This is a genomic window from Lunatibacter salilacus (genome assembly GCF_009797935.1).
GTDB lineage: Bacteria > Bacteroidota > Bacteroidia > Cytophagales > Cyclobacteriaceae > Lunatibacter > Lunatibacter salilacus.
The window spans coordinates 378,188-396,798 of the sequence record NZ_VOLC01000001.1; the positions used below are offsets into that span (position 1 = coordinate 378,188).

Sequence of the window (18,611 nt, forward strand, 5' to 3'; positions counted from 1 at the left end):
GCGTCAGCAGGCCGTATTACCCCACGACCTGTGAAAGATGTAACTTTTTAAATAAAATATACAATATAATTATGCTATCATATTTTACTTTTGTGCCACAACTTTTTTATATTGCTCAATTCTGTGGGGCTACCATCTCACAGCCTTCCAATTAGCCCAGTGCTGAGATTTTCATCTCCCATTCAGCCTGTTTATATTGATTACCATTACAGTCGCCAGAAATTGGAGTCTTAGCCTTAATATTAAGTCCATACGTTACCTATGCTAAATGTTTCAACATCTTCCGTTTTTGAGGGATTTTCCCGACTTAGGGATTACTTTCACAAAGATCAACTTAATACTCGGGATAGGGAAACACCCTACCGGGGGGAATTATACAGTTCTGAACAAAATGACCGACATGGAAAGATTCTTGCAAAGTCACACAAATTGCAGGTGGGAAGTTCAAAGGATCAACTACTAGGAAGGTTGGAGGAAAATGAGAAGAAACTTTTGGAAGTTAGGGATTTGCTCGTCGATGGAATCAAATCTGGAAAAACCATCTCACCGGCTGGGGATTGGTTGTTGGACAATTTTTACTTGATCGAAGAGCAGGTAGTTCTCGCAGGAAAACACCTTCCAAAAGGCTATAGTGAAGCACTTCCCAATTTGGCGGAAGGTGCTTCTGCTGGCATGCCGCGCGTCTACGATATCGTGTTGGAAATAATATCGCACAGCGATGGAAGGATAGATCAGGATAACCTGAGCAGTTTTATCTCAGCTTATCAGACGCAGACATTTCTAACTTTAGGTGAGCTATGGGCCATACCCATTATGCTCCGTTTGGCAGTCATCGAAAACCTTCGCCGGGTATCCCGAATGATTGCCCTTGACATGCTGGACAATAATTTGGCGGATTTTTGGGCTGGACGAATGATGGAAACCGTTAGAGATGAACCAGCGGATTTGATATTAACCATTGCGGATATGGCGCGGTCATCCCCAATTCTTGATGGTCCATTTGTGGCCGGATTTACCCGATATTTACAAGGCAAAGGTCCGGAACTTCAGCTCCCTCTAAGTTGGATGGAGCAGCAGTTGAACATCTTGGGAACAACTGCTAAAGACCTCGTATGGCAAGAAAACCAGAAACAGGCTGCCGATCAGGTATCCATCAAAAACAGCATAGGCACTCTCCGTTTTTTAGGAGCTACGGACTGGAGGAAATTTGTTGAATCTCTTAGTAGTGTGGAGAAGGTTTTTAGAGAAGAGGAAACAGGGATTTATCCGCAGATGGATTTTGCCACTCGAGACAGTTACAGACACGTAGTGGAGCGCATTTCTAAAGCAAGTGCGTACTCTGAGACCGAGGTGGCACATAAACTGCTGGCATACATTAAAGAAAAAAAGCAACGCGGAAACACAATCCCGAAGCAAGAGCATTTGGGATATTGGTTGGTTGGCAAGGGGCTGCATGAAATTGAATTATACTTTAATACCAAAAATCCTTGGAAGGATAGACTAAAAAATGCGGCAGGCAAAATGCCCGTATTTTTGTATTTGTTTTCCATCATCTTTTTGACTGTAACCATTTCCGGCAGCTTGTTTATTTATGCGGTTCTTCAGGGTGTCTCTAGTACCCTGGCATTAATATTTCTTATTCCACTTTTTATCTTAGGGGCATCGCAACTGGCCGTTTCTTTGGTCAATTGGTTATCTACGATCTGGGTGGTTCCGCGAGTCTTGCCTCGAATGGATTTCTCAAAAGGAGTTCCCGATACGTGGCGTACCCTTGTCATTGTACCTTCGATGTTAACTGATCCTGAGGCCATAGATTCGCTACTCGAGGATTTGGAAGTACGTTTCTTGGCTAATTCAGGATCGAATATTTATTATGGCTTGCTGACGGACTTCTTGGATGCTGACACTGAAAAAATGTCAACTGATGAATGCTTACTAAATCAAGTGAAAAATGGGATTGAGTCCCTCAACCTGAAATATGAGGATTCGGACCAAGGTAATTTCTTTTTGCTGCACCGACCTAGAACATGGAATGAGCAGGAAGGAAAATGGATGGGTTATGAGCGCAAAAGGGGGAAACTCGCAGCGCTTAACAGCCTGATTTTGGGAAGGGATAAAACACATTTCAGTCTAATGATCGGAGACTTGCCTTTGCTCTCATCTGTAAAATACATTATCACCTTGGATGGAGACACCCAACTTCCCAGAGATGCCGCATGGAAGCTTATCGCCACCATGGCCCATCCGCTAAACCGTCCCATCTATGATTTTACCAAAAGACGGGTAACAGATGGATACGGTATTTTACAACCTAGAATGGCCTCTGCCATTCCACCGGTATCTTCTCTTTATTTGAGCATGCAGGGCAATGTAAGCGGTGTGGACCCATATACCAAGGCCTCATCAGACGTGTATCAGGACCTTTTTGGCCAAGGCTCATTTATAGGAAAGGGCATTTACGATGTTGCTGTTTTTGAACAGGCCATGGACAGGGCATTTCCGGAAAACAGAATCCTAAGCCATGACCTACTCGAGGGATGCTACGTCCGCTCTGGTATGGTAAGTGATGTGTTCTTGTATGATGACAATCCGGCAATCTATGAATCGGATATAAAACGAAGCCACCGATGGATCCGTGGAGATTGGCAAATCGGAGCTTGGATGTTGCCTTTAGTACAGAACAGCCATCATATTCTTGTAAAAAATAGACTTTCCGCGCTATCCAAATGGAAGATAATTGATAACCTTCGCCGCAGTTTATTGCCTGTGGCCTTGCTCTCTCTCTTATTGATGGGCTGGTTTGTGTTGCCTTATCCGTGGCTGTGGACCTTAATCGTCACCATGATAATCCTGCTTGCCGCCATGGCTGCGGCCGGATGGCAAATGGTACATAAGCCCAAGGACATCTCCTTAAAAATACATCTATTGGAAGTATGGGGCAACGTTAGACTTACTTTGCTACGGTTTATCTTCGGCCTTTCAGTATTGCCATATGAAGCCTTAAGATTTACATCTGCCATCATAATTACACTATTTCGTCTACTGGTAACGCACAAGCACCTACTCCAATGGACGCCTTCTGCTACCGTATCCCAGAATTCTACTTATAAAACCTGGTATGGATATAAAACTATGTGGATATCTCCTGGGCTTGCCATTGTAACTTTAGTGGGCCATTTGTATATTGAACCTTGGACCCTGTTGGTTTCTGCACCATTTTTACTCCTGTGGGCTGCGTCTCCATACCTTTCTTGGAAGCTAAGCTGTACATTGAATGAAACAACGGAGAAAATCAGTGAAGATCAACGAAAATTTCTTCACCAAACCGCCCGAAAAACCTGGGCCTTTTTTGAAAAATTTGTAACAGCCCAAGAAAACTGGCTTCCGCCAGACAATTTTCAGGAATCTCCCGTTGAAAAAATTGCCCATCGCACATCTCCCACTAATATTGGAATGGCACTGCTGGCAAACCTCACTGCCTACGATTTCGGGTATATTTCAGCCAGAAAGGCGATTGAAAAAATTGATCAAACCGTAACTACGCTGGTAGACATGGAGCGATATCTGGGGCATTTTTATAATTGGTATGATACAAGAACGCTGAACGTACTTATGCCAAGATACATTTCCACTGTTGACAGTGGAAATCTGCTAGGCCACTTACTCACCTTGCGGCAAGGTTTGTTTGAACTTCCCTCCCAACCTGTCATTTCCAACCAGAATTTTGAGGGCATTAAAACAACAGTCGAGGTCGTGGAACGCTACCTAAATACGAAGAATGGTGCCATGCTGCTAGATATTTCTGCTTATCTAGAGCGTATGTTGACAGAGGAGGTATATTCACTTTCAACCATGGATCAACACCTCAATCACCTCATTGAGCTGGCTGGGAATCTATCCCGATCTACAGATTTGGGGATTTTGGCTACTATTTGGCTCGACAGGTTGATAGGCCAACTAAGGGATATAAAAGAAGATCTTTATATTCAGATTCCTTGGATGCACCTACTGCCTATACCAAAAGATCTCGTCCAACTTCAACAGTTGGATAAAATACCTTCGATAAAATCCATAATCCCTCTCGTATCTACCTCTATCCAAGCAATCGATCAACTTGAAAGGATTACCCTTCCGGTTTCAATTAAAAACTACCTAACTCAACTCCGAGAATCCATTGAAAAAGGAACGGTAGAATCCGCAAGAACTATCGAGAATGTAACCCGGTTGGGACATCAATGTGAGCAATTAAGTACGGTCTCCTACGATTTTTTGTTTGACTCAAACACCAGTTTGTTAAGTATTGGATTTAATACAGAAGATCAACGCAGGGACGACGGATTTTACGATCTATTGGCTTCTGAAGCTCGATTGGGTATTTTCGTGGGTATCTCACAGGGCAAGCTTCCACAGGAAAGCTGGTTTTCTCTAGGAAGATTACTGACCAATTCGGGAAGTGACCCGATTTTGCTTTCTTGGAGTGGATCCATGTTTGAGTACCTCATGCCGCTTTTAGTTATGCCAAGTTATAAAAATACCCTTCTAAATCAAAGTGCCAAGGCCACGGTGAAGTTGCAGGCTGAATATGGAAGGAAGCGGGGCGTCCCTTGGGGAATTTCGGAATCCGGTTATAATGCCGTGGATGCCAGCCTCAATTATCAGTATAAAGCATTTGGCGTACCAGGTCTAGGTCTGAAACGGGGACTGGAAGAGGAGCTCGTCATTGCTCCTTATGCCTCAATGATGGCACTCATGGTCTCTCTGGGGAAATCCTGCGAAAACTTGCAAGTTTTATCTGCCAATGGATTTGAAGGAGAGCTCGGATTTTACGAAGCCATTGATTACACTCCCAGCCGAATACCCCGAGGAAAAGATTACGGAATTATCCAATCCTATATGGTTCACCACCAGGGAATGGGATTCCTATCTCTTTCGTATGCCTTGCTGGACAAACCGATGCATAGAAGGTTCTTATCAGAACTACGCTTTCAGGCTACGATATTACTGCTTCAGGAAAAGATCCCAAGAGCTACCCAATTTTTCGCCCATACGGCTGAGCTTAACATTGTACCACAGGCAAGGGAGGAGAATTTCTCCCGCTCCATTCCCACACCTCACACGGCCTTGCCGGAGATTCAATTGTTAAGTAACAGCCGATATGTGGTCATGTTGACCAACGCAGGCGGGGGATACAGCAGGTGGAAAGACATGGCTGTTTCCCGATGGAGAGAAGATACCAGCTTGGATAATACGGGTATATTCTGCTATATCAAAGATATATCCAATGGGAAATTCTGGTCCAATACCTACCAACCTACCCTCCAGGTCCCTCAAAGTTATGAAGCCATTTTTTCCCAAGGCCAAGTCGAATTCAGGAGAATGGATGACGGCATCATCACCAAGACTCAAATTGTCATCTCTCCGGAAGATGATATGGAGCTACGTAGGATCAAACTCACGAACAAGTCAACAGTTACAAAGGTATTGGAAGTAACGAGCTATGCCGAAATAGTATTGGCTAGTCAGGCTTCCGACGAAGCCCATCCGGCATTCAGTAACTTATTTGTACAAACTGAAATTCTAGAAGACCTAAAGGCTATTCTTTGTACCAGAAGAGCACGTTCCAAAAACGAAACCCCTCCTTGGATGTTTCATTTGATGGATGTCTATGGCGCAGAAGTGGAAGCTGTGTCCTTTGAAACAGACCGGATGGAATTTATCGGTAGGGGCAACACCTTGGTCCACCCACAAAGTCTTGACACGCCACGACTGACCGGAAAATCCGGAGCTGTTCTCGACCCAATTTTAGCTATCCGATATAGAATCCACTTGAAGCCTGAGCAAACAGTAGCCTTTGATTTGATTTTTGGCATTGCCGAGACTCGGGAGGGATGTGAGGGATTGCTGCGAAAATATAAGGATCACAATTTGAGAAAGCGGGCATTAGAGCTTTCGTGGACACATATGCAGGTCATGCTTCGTCAGATCAACGCTACAGAGGCCGATGCACTTGTTTTTGATAGTTTGGCTTCGTTCATCATCTATCCCCACCCAAAGCTCAGGGCAGACGGTACAGTTATCCAATCCAATTCCCGAGGTCAGTCTAGTCTTTGGAGTCATTCCATCTCCGGGGATCTACCCATTGTCCTTGTACATGTTTTTGATCCAAAAAACCTGACATTGATCAAGCAGTTGATTCAAGCCCATGCCTATTGGAGCTTAAAAGGGCTTTCTGTAGATCTGGTAATTTGGAATGAGGACCATGGCTCCTACAGACAGCTACTACAGGAGCAAATTCTGGGTTTAATTAATACGGAGGGTGCCCATCCCCATCCTTACGGCAAGCAGGGGAATATTTTTGTCAAAACTGCGGATCAGTTATCCTATGAGGATCGGATACTCTTTGAAAGTGTGGCACGTGTCATTCTGCACGACCATAAAGGGACCTTGACTGAACAAGTTAATCAAATCCAAAAGTCGGTTCCATTACCGGCTTTAATAGAGCCACTGTTATTCCCATCCAACAGTAATTTCGCCCAGCAGCCAGATACTTCTGATCTACTTTTTTTTAACGGACGGGGAGGATTCTCTCCGGATGGAAAAACGTACAAAATCATTCTCACCGAAAAACAAACCACGCCGGCACCCTGGGTGAACGTATTGGCTAACCCCGACTTTGGAACTGTAGTTTCCGATTCCGGATCGGCCTACACTTGGGCAACCAACGCACATGAATACCGAATTACCCCTTGGAAAAATGATCCGGTTAGTGATCAGGGAGGCGAGGCATTATACATTCGTGATGAAGAAAGTGCACATTATTGGTCTCCGTCTCCATTTCCTACCCGGGGAAAGCAACCATATATAGTTACCCATGGCTTTGGATTTTCGACGTTTGAATATGAGGAAGGTGGCATTTGTTCGAATCTGACAGTCTTTGTCGATAAGTTGCTTCCTGTAAAATACCTCATCCTAAAAATAAAAAATAATACGGAGAGGGAACGGAAATTATCTGCCACTGCCTACTTCGAAATGATTTTGGGGGACTTGAAATCCAAGACAAATCTACATATAGTATCTGAAAGAGACCACGAAACCGGCGCGCTACTTTTTAGAAACAAATACAACTCTGCTTTTACGGACAAGGTGACCTTTGCGGTGGTCAGAGGAAGTAATCAAAGCTATACCACCGACAGGACTGCTTTTTTGGGACGTAATGGGAACATCGCCATACCACAAGGCATGAGCAGAAGCAAATTATCCGGCAGGGTCGGCGCTGGCCTAGACTCCTGTGCGGTGCTTCAAGTAAAAGTAGACCTGCTAGCTGGGGAGGAGAGGGAAATTATTTTCCGATTAGGAAGTGGGGAAAATTTGGCTGCAGTAAGGGAACTTCTTGATGGATTCCAAAATTCCCGATCCGCTAAGCAGGCATTGGCCGAAGTTCATGAATACTGGAAGGAAACGATGGAGGCAGTTCAGGTGACCACACCAGATGCCGCGCTTAATGTACTCGCTAATGGGTGGTTGACCTACCAGACACTTGCATGCAGAATTTTTGCAAGAAGCGGCTTTTACCAATCCGGAGGTGCCTTTGGATTTAGGGATCAGCTACAGGATGTTTTGGCATTGCTTCATACCCGGCCGGAGATTGCAAAAAACCAAATCCTCTTACATGCTTCTAGGCAGTTTCTGGCGGGAGATGTGCAACATTGGTGGCATCCTCCTGAGGGGAGAGGTGTTAGGACCAAATGCTCCGATGATATGCTTTGGCTTCCCTTTGTAGTTTGTCGATACCTAAAGGCCACAGGTGATGACACCCTATTGGACGCAATGGTTGGTTATCTGGATGCGAGAGAGCTTACACTTGAGGAGGATTCAATCTACGATTTACCGATAGTTGCCAATGCTTCAGGTACTCTTTACGAGCATTGCGTAAAAGCCATCCGCTATAGCTTCCGATTTGGCAGGCATGGCTTGCCATTAATTGGTTCTGGAGATTGGAATGATGGTATGGATCGAGTTGGGCATGAGGGTTTGGGGGAGAGTGTATGGCTGGGATTTTTTCTCTATGACATATTGAAGCAGTTTGCTCCTATTGCGTCACAGTACGGGGATTTCGACTTCGAAGAGGATTGCTTAAGAGAAGCCGGCGTTTTGAAGAAAAACCTGGAATCCTCTGCTTGGGACGGCGAGTGGTATCGGCGTGCGTACTTTGATGATGGTACTCCCCTTGGATCAAAGGTAAATTCCGAGTGCCGAATCGATGCGATCGCCCAAAGCTGGGCGGTATTGTCAGGGGCTGGTAATCCCGAAAGAGCAAAGGAGGGAATGGAATCCTTGGATAAATATCTGGTCAACCGAAAACTTGACCTTATTCAACTGTTGGATCCACCCTTTGATACGGGTGAACTAAATCCCGGCTATATTAAGGGATATGTACCCGGAGTCAGGGAAAATGGTGGACAGTATTCGCATGCCGCCATCTGGTCATTAATGGCTTTTGCAGCCCTGCAGGACAGGGGAAAAGTTTGGGAATTGTTTTCCATGATACATCCCATTGGCCACGGTTCAGACAGCAAATCCATCACCACGTACAAAGTAGAGCCATATGTCATGGCAGCAGACGTTTATGCAAACATATCCCATGAAGGAAGGGGGGGATGGACTTGGTATACCGGATCCTCTGGCTGGATGTATGAGTTTATCTTAGGTTCCCTGTTGGGAATAAGAAAAATCGGGGACACACTGGTCTTCAAACCCTGCTTCCCCCTTCACTGGCCTTCGGTCAAAGTTGCCTATAGGGTGGGCAATGCCTTATATAACCTGACAGTCGTTCAAGATGTATTAATTTCGTTTTCTTCTTGGGAAATAGATGAGCTACATGGAGAGGGCAACATCATCTCTATACCCGATGATGGTAGGATTCATGAAGTATTACTTACCATTGGAGTAAAAGACATTGTTGCTATGGGAGTTGAGTAATGGGAGGAATTTGCCGGAAACCACTTCCGGCAAATAATTTCCATCCGCTTCCATTACGGGTTCGTCAGCTAAATTCCACTGTCCATTTCATTATTTTTTATCCTGTTGGCTTAGTGTTGTTCATTTGAAACATCAAACTAACGACATGTACAATGAAAAATCTATTTACTTTATTTACAATTTGTCTCTTATCAACAAGCAGCATCTTATCTCTCGCCCAAGAAACCAAATCGGCTGACCTATATCAGGCGGTGAGAGGTAGAGTGTTTGATCAAGTTTCTAAGGTAGGCCTTCCGGGAGCTAACATCCTGATTCCGGGCACAGACCCCTTGATCGGAGGAACTACCGATGAGGATGGTAATTTTCATTTGGCCAAAGTACCTACTGGAAGGGTGAATTTGAAAATTAGCTTCTTGGGATATGAGCCAACTACAATTCGGGAGCTAGTAGTAACCTCCGGCAAGGAGGTCGTGCTCGAAATTTCACTTGCCGAAAGTTTGGCACAGATGAATGAAGTAGTTATCACCGATTCCGGAAATCCCCAGGACGCAGGAAACGAATGGGCAGTCGTCTCAGCAAGGGGATTTGATATGGAAGAGACCAACCGGTATGCCGGTAGCAGAAATGACCCCGCAAGGATGGCGCAAAACTTTGCCGGGGTAAGTGGCGCCAACGACTCCCGAAACGACATCATCATACGCGGCAACTCTCCAACCGGAGTTTTGTGGAGACTGGAAGGCATTGACATTCCCAATCCAAATCATTTTGGTGCCTTGGGTACTACCGGAGGTCCTGTCAGTATTTTGAACAATAACCTTCTTGGCAAAAGTGATTTCCTAACTGGAGCTTTCCCCGCACAATTTGGGAATGCCAGTGCAGGCGTATTTGACTTGAACATGCGCAAAGGCAATGCCTTCAAGCGGGAACATTTATTTCAAATGGGCTTTAATGGCGTGGAAGCGGGAACAGAAGGGCCTTTGGGTATAGGAAATGGTGGTTCCTATCTAATTAATTACAGATATTCAACTTTGGCCATGATGCAGGGTCTCGGTTTTTCCCCCGGTACCGGCGATGCCGTACCCTATTACCAAGACCTTTCGGTCAAAGTCGATATACCAACAATACGTGCTGGACGATTCACCCTTTTTGCCGTAGGCGGAAAAAGTAACATAGACCTGATAGGCTCCGATATGGACAGCAGTAGTACCGACCTGTATTCGGAACTCTCACAAAACATTTATAACTCCGCCAAAATGGGTGTGGCTGGAATCTCACATACCCAATACTATTCAAACAATACCTATGGGGTGTTTTCCCTTTCGGCTGATTATGCCTTTTCCGGAAATGTCGTGGATTCCCTCAGTATGGAAACCCGGGCAGCGGTTCCCTTTTATAGAAATCATTATGGCCTTTCAAAATACCGGGCGCAGTACCATCTGCATAGCAAAGTAGACAGTAAAAACAATTTCAGCGTAGGGATGAACTATGACTTGCTCGGCTTTAACCTTCAGGACAGCATTTACCGGGGAGCATCAGGCCAGTTCGTGAACTTACGGGATATGCAGGATTACTCCGGTTTGGCGCAGGGCTTTGTGCAGTGGCAGCATCGGTTCAATGCAGCTTGGAGTGCCACAGGTGGTTTGCACTACCAGTATTTTATGCTGAATGAATCCCAGCAACTAGAACCACGTGCTGGATTGAGCTACCAACACACTCCACGCAGCTCGTTTCAGTTGGGTTACGGCCTGCATAGTCAACTGCAAACCCTTCCAATCTATTTTCTCGAAGCAGAACTCACTGCAACGCCGGGCATGCGGACCAATGAAAACCTTGATTTTACAAAATCCCATCATTTCGTAGGCGGTTATCAGCACCAAGTTACTCCGGATATCCGTCTCAAAGCGGAAATATACTACCAGCACCTTTTTGATGTGGCGGTGGAATCCCAATCCAGTAGTTTTTCCATGCTGAATGCAGGAGCCGATTTCGGCATTCCGAATGTGGACAACCTCGTCAATGAAGGTTGCGGAAGAAACTACGGGTTGGAATTAACCTTGGAAAAAAGCTTCAGCGGATCTTCCTATTTTCTGGCAACTGCATCGCTCTTTGACTCCAAATATAAGGGGAGTGACCAAGTATGGCGAAACACGGCTTTTAACAGTCAGTATGTTTTTAATGGACTATTCGGTAAAGAATGGCAAATCGGATCCAAGAATCGAATCTTGGGTCTTGACCTGAAAAGCACCCTTGCCGGTGGACAATACATCACACCCATTGATCTTGCAGCAAGTCAATTGGCAAATGAGACTGTATTTCAAGAGAACTTAGCTTATTCAGAAAAAAACCCAGCCTATTTCCGCACCGATCTGAAAATCAATTACCGGGTTAATAAAAAAGGGTTAACCCATGAATGGGCATTGGATATCCAAAATGTATTCAATAATCAGAATCTCTTTCGCCAAACCTACAATCCCATGACCCAACAAATTGTAAAAAGCTACCAATTGGGATTTTTTCCCATCCCACAATACCGACTGACATTTTAACCAAATTCACTTAAATAACAACTTAGTATGACGCCGGCAGCAAAATTAATGACCGGAGTAATTTTATTAACCATGCCAAGTATTCGTTATTTTGGGATTGGGGTTAATAATAAGTTAATTGGCAACATATTTATCTAACAAAAATGAAATATCATGAATAATCACAAAGAATTGTATCAGGATGGAAATCAAGGAACCCTATGACCGTTACCTGATGATGCTTGGCTTGTCTCTTTTGTCTAGTGTATTTATTTCCGATGGTCCTTTTCTTGATGTGGTGGGAGTTACCCTCCTGTTTACGTTCGCCTACTGGGAAGGAAACTATCAGATTGTGAGCTTTGCCCGTATCAAATTCCCGCTATTTGAAGACTCTCAGAAGAGAATACGAATTCAAGGAGGAATGGCACTGATCTATACGGTATCTGTAGGTTTACTTCTCGGATTTCTACTTAAATGGTTTGATTTAGCACCTGAACGACCAGACTATTATAAAAGCTTAGTTATTCAAGGATTGATCATTACGGCAATAATATCCATGATATACGAAACAGTTTACTATTTTCAATTGTGGAAAGAATCCCTGTTGGAAAGCGAACGGCTCAAAAAAAATCAGGCCCGATTGCAATTCGAAAGCCTTAAAAACCAGGTTAACCCGCATTTTCTGTTTAACAGTTTGAATACCCTTTCGGCACTAATTCCCGTGGACCCAGTGCGGGCGGAGCGTTTTGTACAGGAGTTTGCCAAAAACTATCGGTATGTGCTGGAGGTGAAGGATAAGTCGTTTGTACCGTTGGAGGTAGAATTGGAATTTGTCAGATCCTACTGCTACCTTCAGAAAATTCGATTTGAAGATCAGTTGATCATTTCAGAAGACATCGATTCATCGGGAAAAAGCTATTATATCCCACCACTTATTTTGCAAAACCTGGTGGAAAATGCCATAAAGCACAATAGTATCAGCGAAAAACATCCCCTTCATATTCAGATTCAGCTTGTTGGGGATATTTTGCAGGTAAAAAATCGGATTCAGGCCAGACAGGGAATTGTAGACTCCACCAAAACGGGGCTTAAAAATATACGGGAGCGCATGAAACTGGTTAGTAACAGAGTTCCAGAATTTTATGAAAAAGACGGGTACTTCTTTGCTGAGATACCCTTGGTTTTAGGCGAATAATTTAGGTATGAAGACAATAATAATAGAAGATGAAAAGCTAGCCGCTGACCGACTGAATCGGTTGATAATGAAAGTATCTCCAGACGTTACGGTCGTGGCTATCCTTAGAAGTGTAGAAGAGGCAGTCAATTATTTACAAAGCCACACTCCTGACTTGATTCTTTTGGATATCCATTTATCAGACGGGAGCAGTTTTGAGATTTTTGATCAGATACATGTCACCTCACCCATTATTTTTACTACAGCTTATCACGAGTATGCATTGAAAGCATTTAAGGTAAACAGTATTGATTACCTCCTTAAGCCAATCGACGAAGTAGCGCTCTCAGCCGCCTTGGACAAGCTTAGGCAATTAAAGACTGAGTCAAACGCTAGTCCGATGGGGGAAATTGAGGCACTTATTTCGATGATGAAAAAGCAGGAAATTTCGTATAGACAGCGGTTTTTAGTAGCTTTTGGAAATAAGATTAAAACCATAAAAACCGCAGAAGTGGCGTATATTTTTGCTGCTGACAGAGCGGTTTTTTTGGTTGACAGGGAAGGCTGTAGATATGTGCTGGACGAGACCTTGGATCATCTTCAAGAAGCGGTAGACCCAAATGGGTTTTTCAGAGTAAATCGGGCTTTTTTGGTTGGAATTGACGCCATCGAACAAATGCACAGTTATTCCCGAAGCAGGATCAAAATAGAGCTGAATCCCCCCTGTCCCAAAGAATGCATTGTAAGCACAGAAAGGACTCCGGACTTCAAAGGCTGGCTTTCCAGATGATCAATCTTTAAGCATTTCCCTGTTGTAACAAGAAGGCAGTAATATGGGCAATGTCTTGGGAACTAAGCTGTAAAATATCCGGAGAAGGCATCAAACTGGGCTTCAGCTGCCGCCTTGCAGCAATGGCCGAGGAAGGCAAGGTATAGCGCTTACCGCTACTATCCATTACCGTCACTACAGATCCGGCGGACAATAAAATCCCATATAGCATGGCACCGTTTTTCAACTGAATGAGATGGGCCTCTGACCCGAAAGCTACCGCCTCATCGGGATGGATGATTGCACTTAGAAGCGTCTTACGATCAAGTTTGAGATGGATATTACTCAGGTCTGGACCAATTTCATTCCCCAAGGAGCCGATTGTATGGCATACGCTGCAGTGCTGAATAGCCAGGGTTTTGCCTGCTGATGCATCAGCCCTCAAAGCAGTGATTTTCTCCAGCTCATAAGTTGACGCTGATGGGGTTGGGAAAAATTGGCGGATTAAAGCCTGATGGGCTGGAAACATTTCCTGATCAAACAATGGCTGTAATTGTTCCTTAAGGGAGTCATCCAGCTTTCCGGTGTGGGCCAACCACACAAGGTGCAGCCTTCCTTGAGAACTTTCAGCTAAAACGGAGGCGGATTCAAGTCGGGATTCGATAGATGCCAAAGTATCTGCAACTTGATGACTTAGGGCTAAAGCAGCATCTTGTGATGCCGGGAGTATAGAAGCCGGAGCCTCCCAATCCATCAAATACGCTTGCCAATTATTGGTTTTGCGATATTGCAGCCACCAAAGTGCCTCCTCTTTCTGCCTAGGTTCCCCTATAGCTGCCAATTGCCTCATCACTTCTGCCGCCTGGGGATGATCCATAAAAGCTAAAGTTGTCAATGCTTTGTCTTTCTGCTGCTTTCCTACCTTTGGGGAATGAATTCGTTCATTTATGGCATCCAATGCTAAAGCAGGATGGAGTTCAAATATTAAATTGCCCAAAGCATCTGGCCACTGTTCCGGATCTGGGTGGCCATAATGGGTCAATAAATGCGAGTAAATTTCACTTTCCTTTCCCTGTAGCCCTATACCCAGCGCATTTAAGTACCAAGGATCTTTGCCGTCATACCCCTCTAACAGTTTCTGAAATAGAGGCAACGATTCCGTAAGAGGAAGGTCCTTGAGAGCTAATGCCACTTCCCTTCTCACTGCCGGGTGCTCTGAAACGGAGCCTATTTTTGCCAATTCCCGGATCGGCATACGGTCATTCTGGTGCAAGGCCCTAAAAGTTGCCACAGCAATCTCCGGATCCGGATCTTTCAGTAAAGGAAGTATATATTTTCTCCCATCTTCTCCCAAAGCTGCTAATAAAAAGACAGCCCTAGCCCGATGGAAAGGATTTGAATCCTTGAGTATAGGAAGTATTTCTGGAATAACAGGTACACCCTTTACCAAAAGGGCCTGATATCCCTGAGCACGGACGTGAATGGCAGGGCTTAGCAGGGCCTGTACCTGACCTGCTGTTGTTTCCAACGAGATGGTCGGCGCATAGAGCTTTTTCTTTTTCGGTGCAATGCGATAAATTTTACCATAGCCTTCCTTATCCATCATTTGATGCCCTCCTACTATGGGATCGTACCAGTCCGCAACATAAATTGCCCCATCGGTACCTATGGCAACGTCACTGGGGCGAAACCATTTGGTATCATCATCCTCCACCTCGTGCCAGATATAGTTGATATTATCGGTATCTACGGATGAGATAAAATTTTGCCTATCGGCTAAGGGGTATCCCGCACCGTAAAGTGTTGGGTAGTACCCAAAAATGATATTTCTTCCCGCATCGGCGGCTAGCAACAATCCCCGGTATTTTTCTCCCAATGCGTCACTTTCCATTCGGACGATACCTGTAGGAGACCCAGCCCCGTAGATATCTCCGGCTGGAAGGACTCCGGGATCATATTGGTGCCAATGTGCCTCCGGCACAGTCTGACCCGGTCTTCTATCTGCCTGCCATGTCCGCTCACCAGTTGCACTGAAGAACCCGGCATTACTGCCTTCCATGATCCAGGTGGTCCGGCAAGATGCGGTTTGGTCATCGTTGTCGCTCTGCCACATATTTCCAAACGAGTCCACCGCCACTTCAAATGCATTCCGGTAATTATGGGAGAGCACTTCCATACCCGTTCCATCCGGATTGACCCGAATAATCAAACCTCCTGTGTACACCTGTCCGTCGTCACTTAGCTGATTGGGGATATTTTCGGTAGAGTAAGGCGTGTATTCATTGTAAACGCTCCCTGCCCTTAAGGTAAAGCCGGATTTGTCAGTCACTTCGTGTGGCCCGGCATTACCGGCAATAAAGTACCATTTTCCATCGGGTCCCAACACTCCTGCGTGCAATCCATGATCATGATCCCTTCCACCAAAACCGGTCAAAAACACTTCCTTTTTGTCCGGAATATCGTCACCGTCCTCATCGGTGTAAATGATGATGGAGGGAGAACAGGAAACGATCACCTGATTGCCTACCACTGCAATACCCAAGGGAGACCTGAGGTCTTCATCCTGCACGAAAACCTTGGAGACATCCGCCTTACCGTCACCATTACTGTCCTCCAAAATAACAATCCGATCGCCGGATTCATGGACCATATGCCCATCTGCATTTCTGAAATCCCGATAATTTACCGCTTCGGTTACCCATATTCTACCCCTTATATCTACGTCTATGTTGGTCGGGTTATAAAATTGGGGAGAGGATGCCCATAGAGTCACTTCCAAATCATCCGGTACAAATAGTAGAGGCTTTTCGTCTGATGGGGTAACGCAGGACGCAAGCGATAGGAGGATGGACGCAGCAAAAACAGCGATCTTATTCATTAGGGGTGGTTATTTTAGGTATTCATAAGTTGGTGCAGGTAGGCCCTGTTACTGACATAGGAAGGGAACATATCGGCTCCTTTGGGAACTGCACCTTCGATAATAATCCAGTCGGTGTATCCGATTTCTTGTAAAGTGTCCTTTACCCTTGGAAAATCAACTTTGCCTTGCCCTAGCAGGTAACCATTTTCCTTAGCATGAATTTCACAGATATGTTGGGTGCCCAGTAGCCGCATTTCCCGATAGATATCATATCCCATCTCTGTAGCATTGGCCACATCATAATACACCCGAACGTTAGGCGACCCAACGGCCTCAATGATTTCCAAGTGCTCCTCAGCACTCAGCCAAGATTCTATGGCCAGGTAAATGTTTTGTTTTTCCGCCTTTGGAGCGACTTCTTTTAATTTGCGAATTACCTCCCTTTTTCCTTCAGGATCATCCCTTAAATCCCCCTTTCCAAAAAATGCCAACAAAATAACCTGACATCCCAAAACTTCGGCAACGTCTATGCAGTCATGTACCCACTCCTGGGTGATTGCTTCGGATTTGTACGGTACGCTATTTAATTCGCCAATAGCCATACTGGCAATTTGAACACCTGTGTCTCGGGATGCTTTTAAAAATGCCTCTTGAATTGCAGGTTGACGGAGGTGCATGTTGTTGCTAACCTGTCCCAAACTGATTTGCAGTCCGTCCAACCCTATTTCTTTGGCCAGTGCAAAGGAGGTGACATCGCTGGTCTTGCCGATGGACCAATCGCAGGCTCCAAACAAGTAATGTGGATTGATTGGTCTTGCCACTGCATTAATCCAAGGGGTGGTAGAGACCAAGCTAAGGATCATACTGCGTTTGAGAAAGGATCTTCTTGAAGGGTTTACGTTAAGTGACATCTTACTATCAAATTTCCCTTAATATAGAAAAATCCCGTGAAAGATAACACCCGGATCATACGAAACTACCCAAAATTCTCCTTTAACGGCTTTTTCAGCATAAGATTTAATGAACACCTAAAATCCGCAGTATTTTAGGTAACATATCAAGAAAAACCTTCTAGGTTTCACCGGTTTAATTCGAACAACGAGCTGATAATCGCCAAAACCTGGAAGGTTGGCGGACTAATGGAATGTAAAAACAAGACGAATCAGTTGCTACCGTTTTGGTGTTATCGCACGGTTAAATTTTTTCTATAGCAAGGGCCGGAACTGCTGCAAAAAGCGGATATCGTTTTCCGTAAATAGCCTTAAATCATTGATCTGATATTTGAGCATGGCAATTCGCTCTATACCCATCCCAAAAGCAAATCCAGTATACTTTTCAGAATCTATGCCGCAGTTTTCCAACACATTGGGATCAACCATCCCTGATCCACCGATTTCAACCCATCCAGAACCCTTGCAAATATTACAACCTTTCCCTCCGCAGATTAGGCAGGAAATGTCAATTTCCGCACTGGGCTCGGTAAATGGAAAAAAAGAGGGGCGAAACCTTATTTTGGTTTCCTTGCCGAACATTTCTTTGGCAAAGTGATATAAGGTTTGTTTAAGATCCGCAAAGCTTACATTTTCATCCACGTAGAGACCTTCAACCTGATGGAAGATGCAATGTGCCCGGGCAGATATGGCCTCGTTACGAAATACCCTTCCGGGGGAAAGCGTCCTAATGGGGGGCTTTTCGTTTTCCATGACCCTTACCTGCACCGAAGAGGTGTGAGTACGAAGGGCCACATCTGGATTTTTTTCTATAAAGAATGTATCCTGCATTTCCCTTGCCGGGTGATTTTCTGGAAAATTTAATGCCGTAAAGTTGTGCCAGTCATCTTCAATTTCCGGACCTTCGGAAAGATTGAAACCAATCCTTTCAAATATCTCTATGATCCGCTGCCGCGTGGCTGTCAAAGGATGTATTCCCCCAACGGGTAAATTACTTGGTGGAAGGGTCAAGTCCAAGCCTTCGGTGTTACCTTTTTTTGTACCCTGATTCAAAGCTTGTATTAGCTCCTGAAATTTGTCCTCAGCTGCTTGTTTTACACCATTTATATGCTGCCCAAAATCCTTTTTCTGCTCATTGGGTATGTCCCGCATCATGGCAAACAACTCTCCTACCACACTTTTCTTACTGATAAAGCGCATCCGGTAAGCTTCTAATTCGTCCGGGGAAGTGACAGTGGCAGAGGATATTTCAGCTAATATTTGCTTAATCTTATCAGTAGGCATAGAGCAACGGCATATTATATAAGGTGCAAATCTAAAAAAAAAAAATTGGGGACAGCTATTTTAATGGTCA

Annotated in this window: 7 protein-coding genes; 4 read left to right on the forward strand and 3 right to left on the reverse strand. The window is 44.7% G+C overall.

Features of this window, described 5'->3' with window-relative positions:
- Positions 1 to 261 precede the first annotated feature (261 nt).
- The 4 genes from FQ608_RS01570 (at position 262) to FQ608_RS01585 (ending at position 13,468) form a co-directional block, all read left to right on the forward strand.
- The gene (locus FQ608_RS01570; protein WP_158856043.1) at positions 262 to 8,979 is read left to right on the forward strand and encodes a GH36-type glycosyl hydrolase domain-containing protein; all 8,718 of its coding nucleotides are present in this window, start codon (positions 262 to 264) and stop codon (positions 8,977 to 8,979) included.
- A gap of 152 nt (positions 8,980 to 9,131) precedes the next feature.
- Positions 9,132 to 11,525, forward strand: coding sequence for a TonB-dependent receptor (locus FQ608_RS01575; RefSeq protein WP_158856044.1), 2,394 nt, complete (start codon positions 9,132 to 9,134; stop codon positions 11,523 to 11,525).
- Between the two features lie 181 nt (positions 11,526 to 11,706).
- Positions 11,707 to 12,699 (forward strand): sensor histidine kinase, encoded by a 993-nt coding sequence (locus FQ608_RS01580; RefSeq protein WP_158856045.1) that lies wholly within the window; start codon positions 11,707 to 11,709, stop codon positions 12,697 to 12,699.
- A gap of 7 nt (positions 12,700 to 12,706) precedes the next feature.
- Complete coding sequence (locus FQ608_RS01585) at positions 12,707 to 13,468, forward strand: LytR/AlgR family response regulator transcription factor (RefSeq protein WP_158856046.1); 762 nt, start codon at positions 12,707 to 12,709, stop codon at positions 13,466 to 13,468.
- A gap of 7 nt (positions 13,469 to 13,475) precedes the next feature.
- Here the strand turns inward: FQ608_RS01585 and FQ608_RS01590 are convergent, their stop codons facing one another.
- The 3 genes from FQ608_RS01590 to pheS all read right to left on the reverse strand — a co-directional run bounded on the left by FQ608_RS01590 (position 13,476) and on the right by pheS (position 18,541).
- Positions 13,476 to 16,325 (reverse strand): PVC-type heme-binding CxxCH protein, encoded by a 2,850-nt coding sequence (locus FQ608_RS01590; RefSeq protein WP_158856047.1) that lies wholly within the window; start codon positions 16,323 to 16,325, stop codon positions 13,476 to 13,478.
- 14 nt (positions 16,326 to 16,339) lie between these two features.
- Positions 16,340 to 17,218: a sugar phosphate isomerase/epimerase family protein gene (locus FQ608_RS01595; protein ID WP_158856048.1), complete on the reverse strand. Its 879-nt coding sequence runs from the start codon at positions 17,216 to 17,218 to the stop codon at positions 16,340 to 16,342.
- A gap of 294 nt (positions 17,219 to 17,512) precedes the next feature.
- Positions 17,513 to 18,541, reverse strand: coding sequence for a phenylalanine--tRNA ligase subunit alpha (gene pheS / locus FQ608_RS01600; protein ID WP_158856049.1), 1,029 nt, complete (start codon positions 18,539 to 18,541; stop codon positions 17,513 to 17,515).
- Positions 18,542 to 18,611 lie beyond the last annotated feature (70 nt).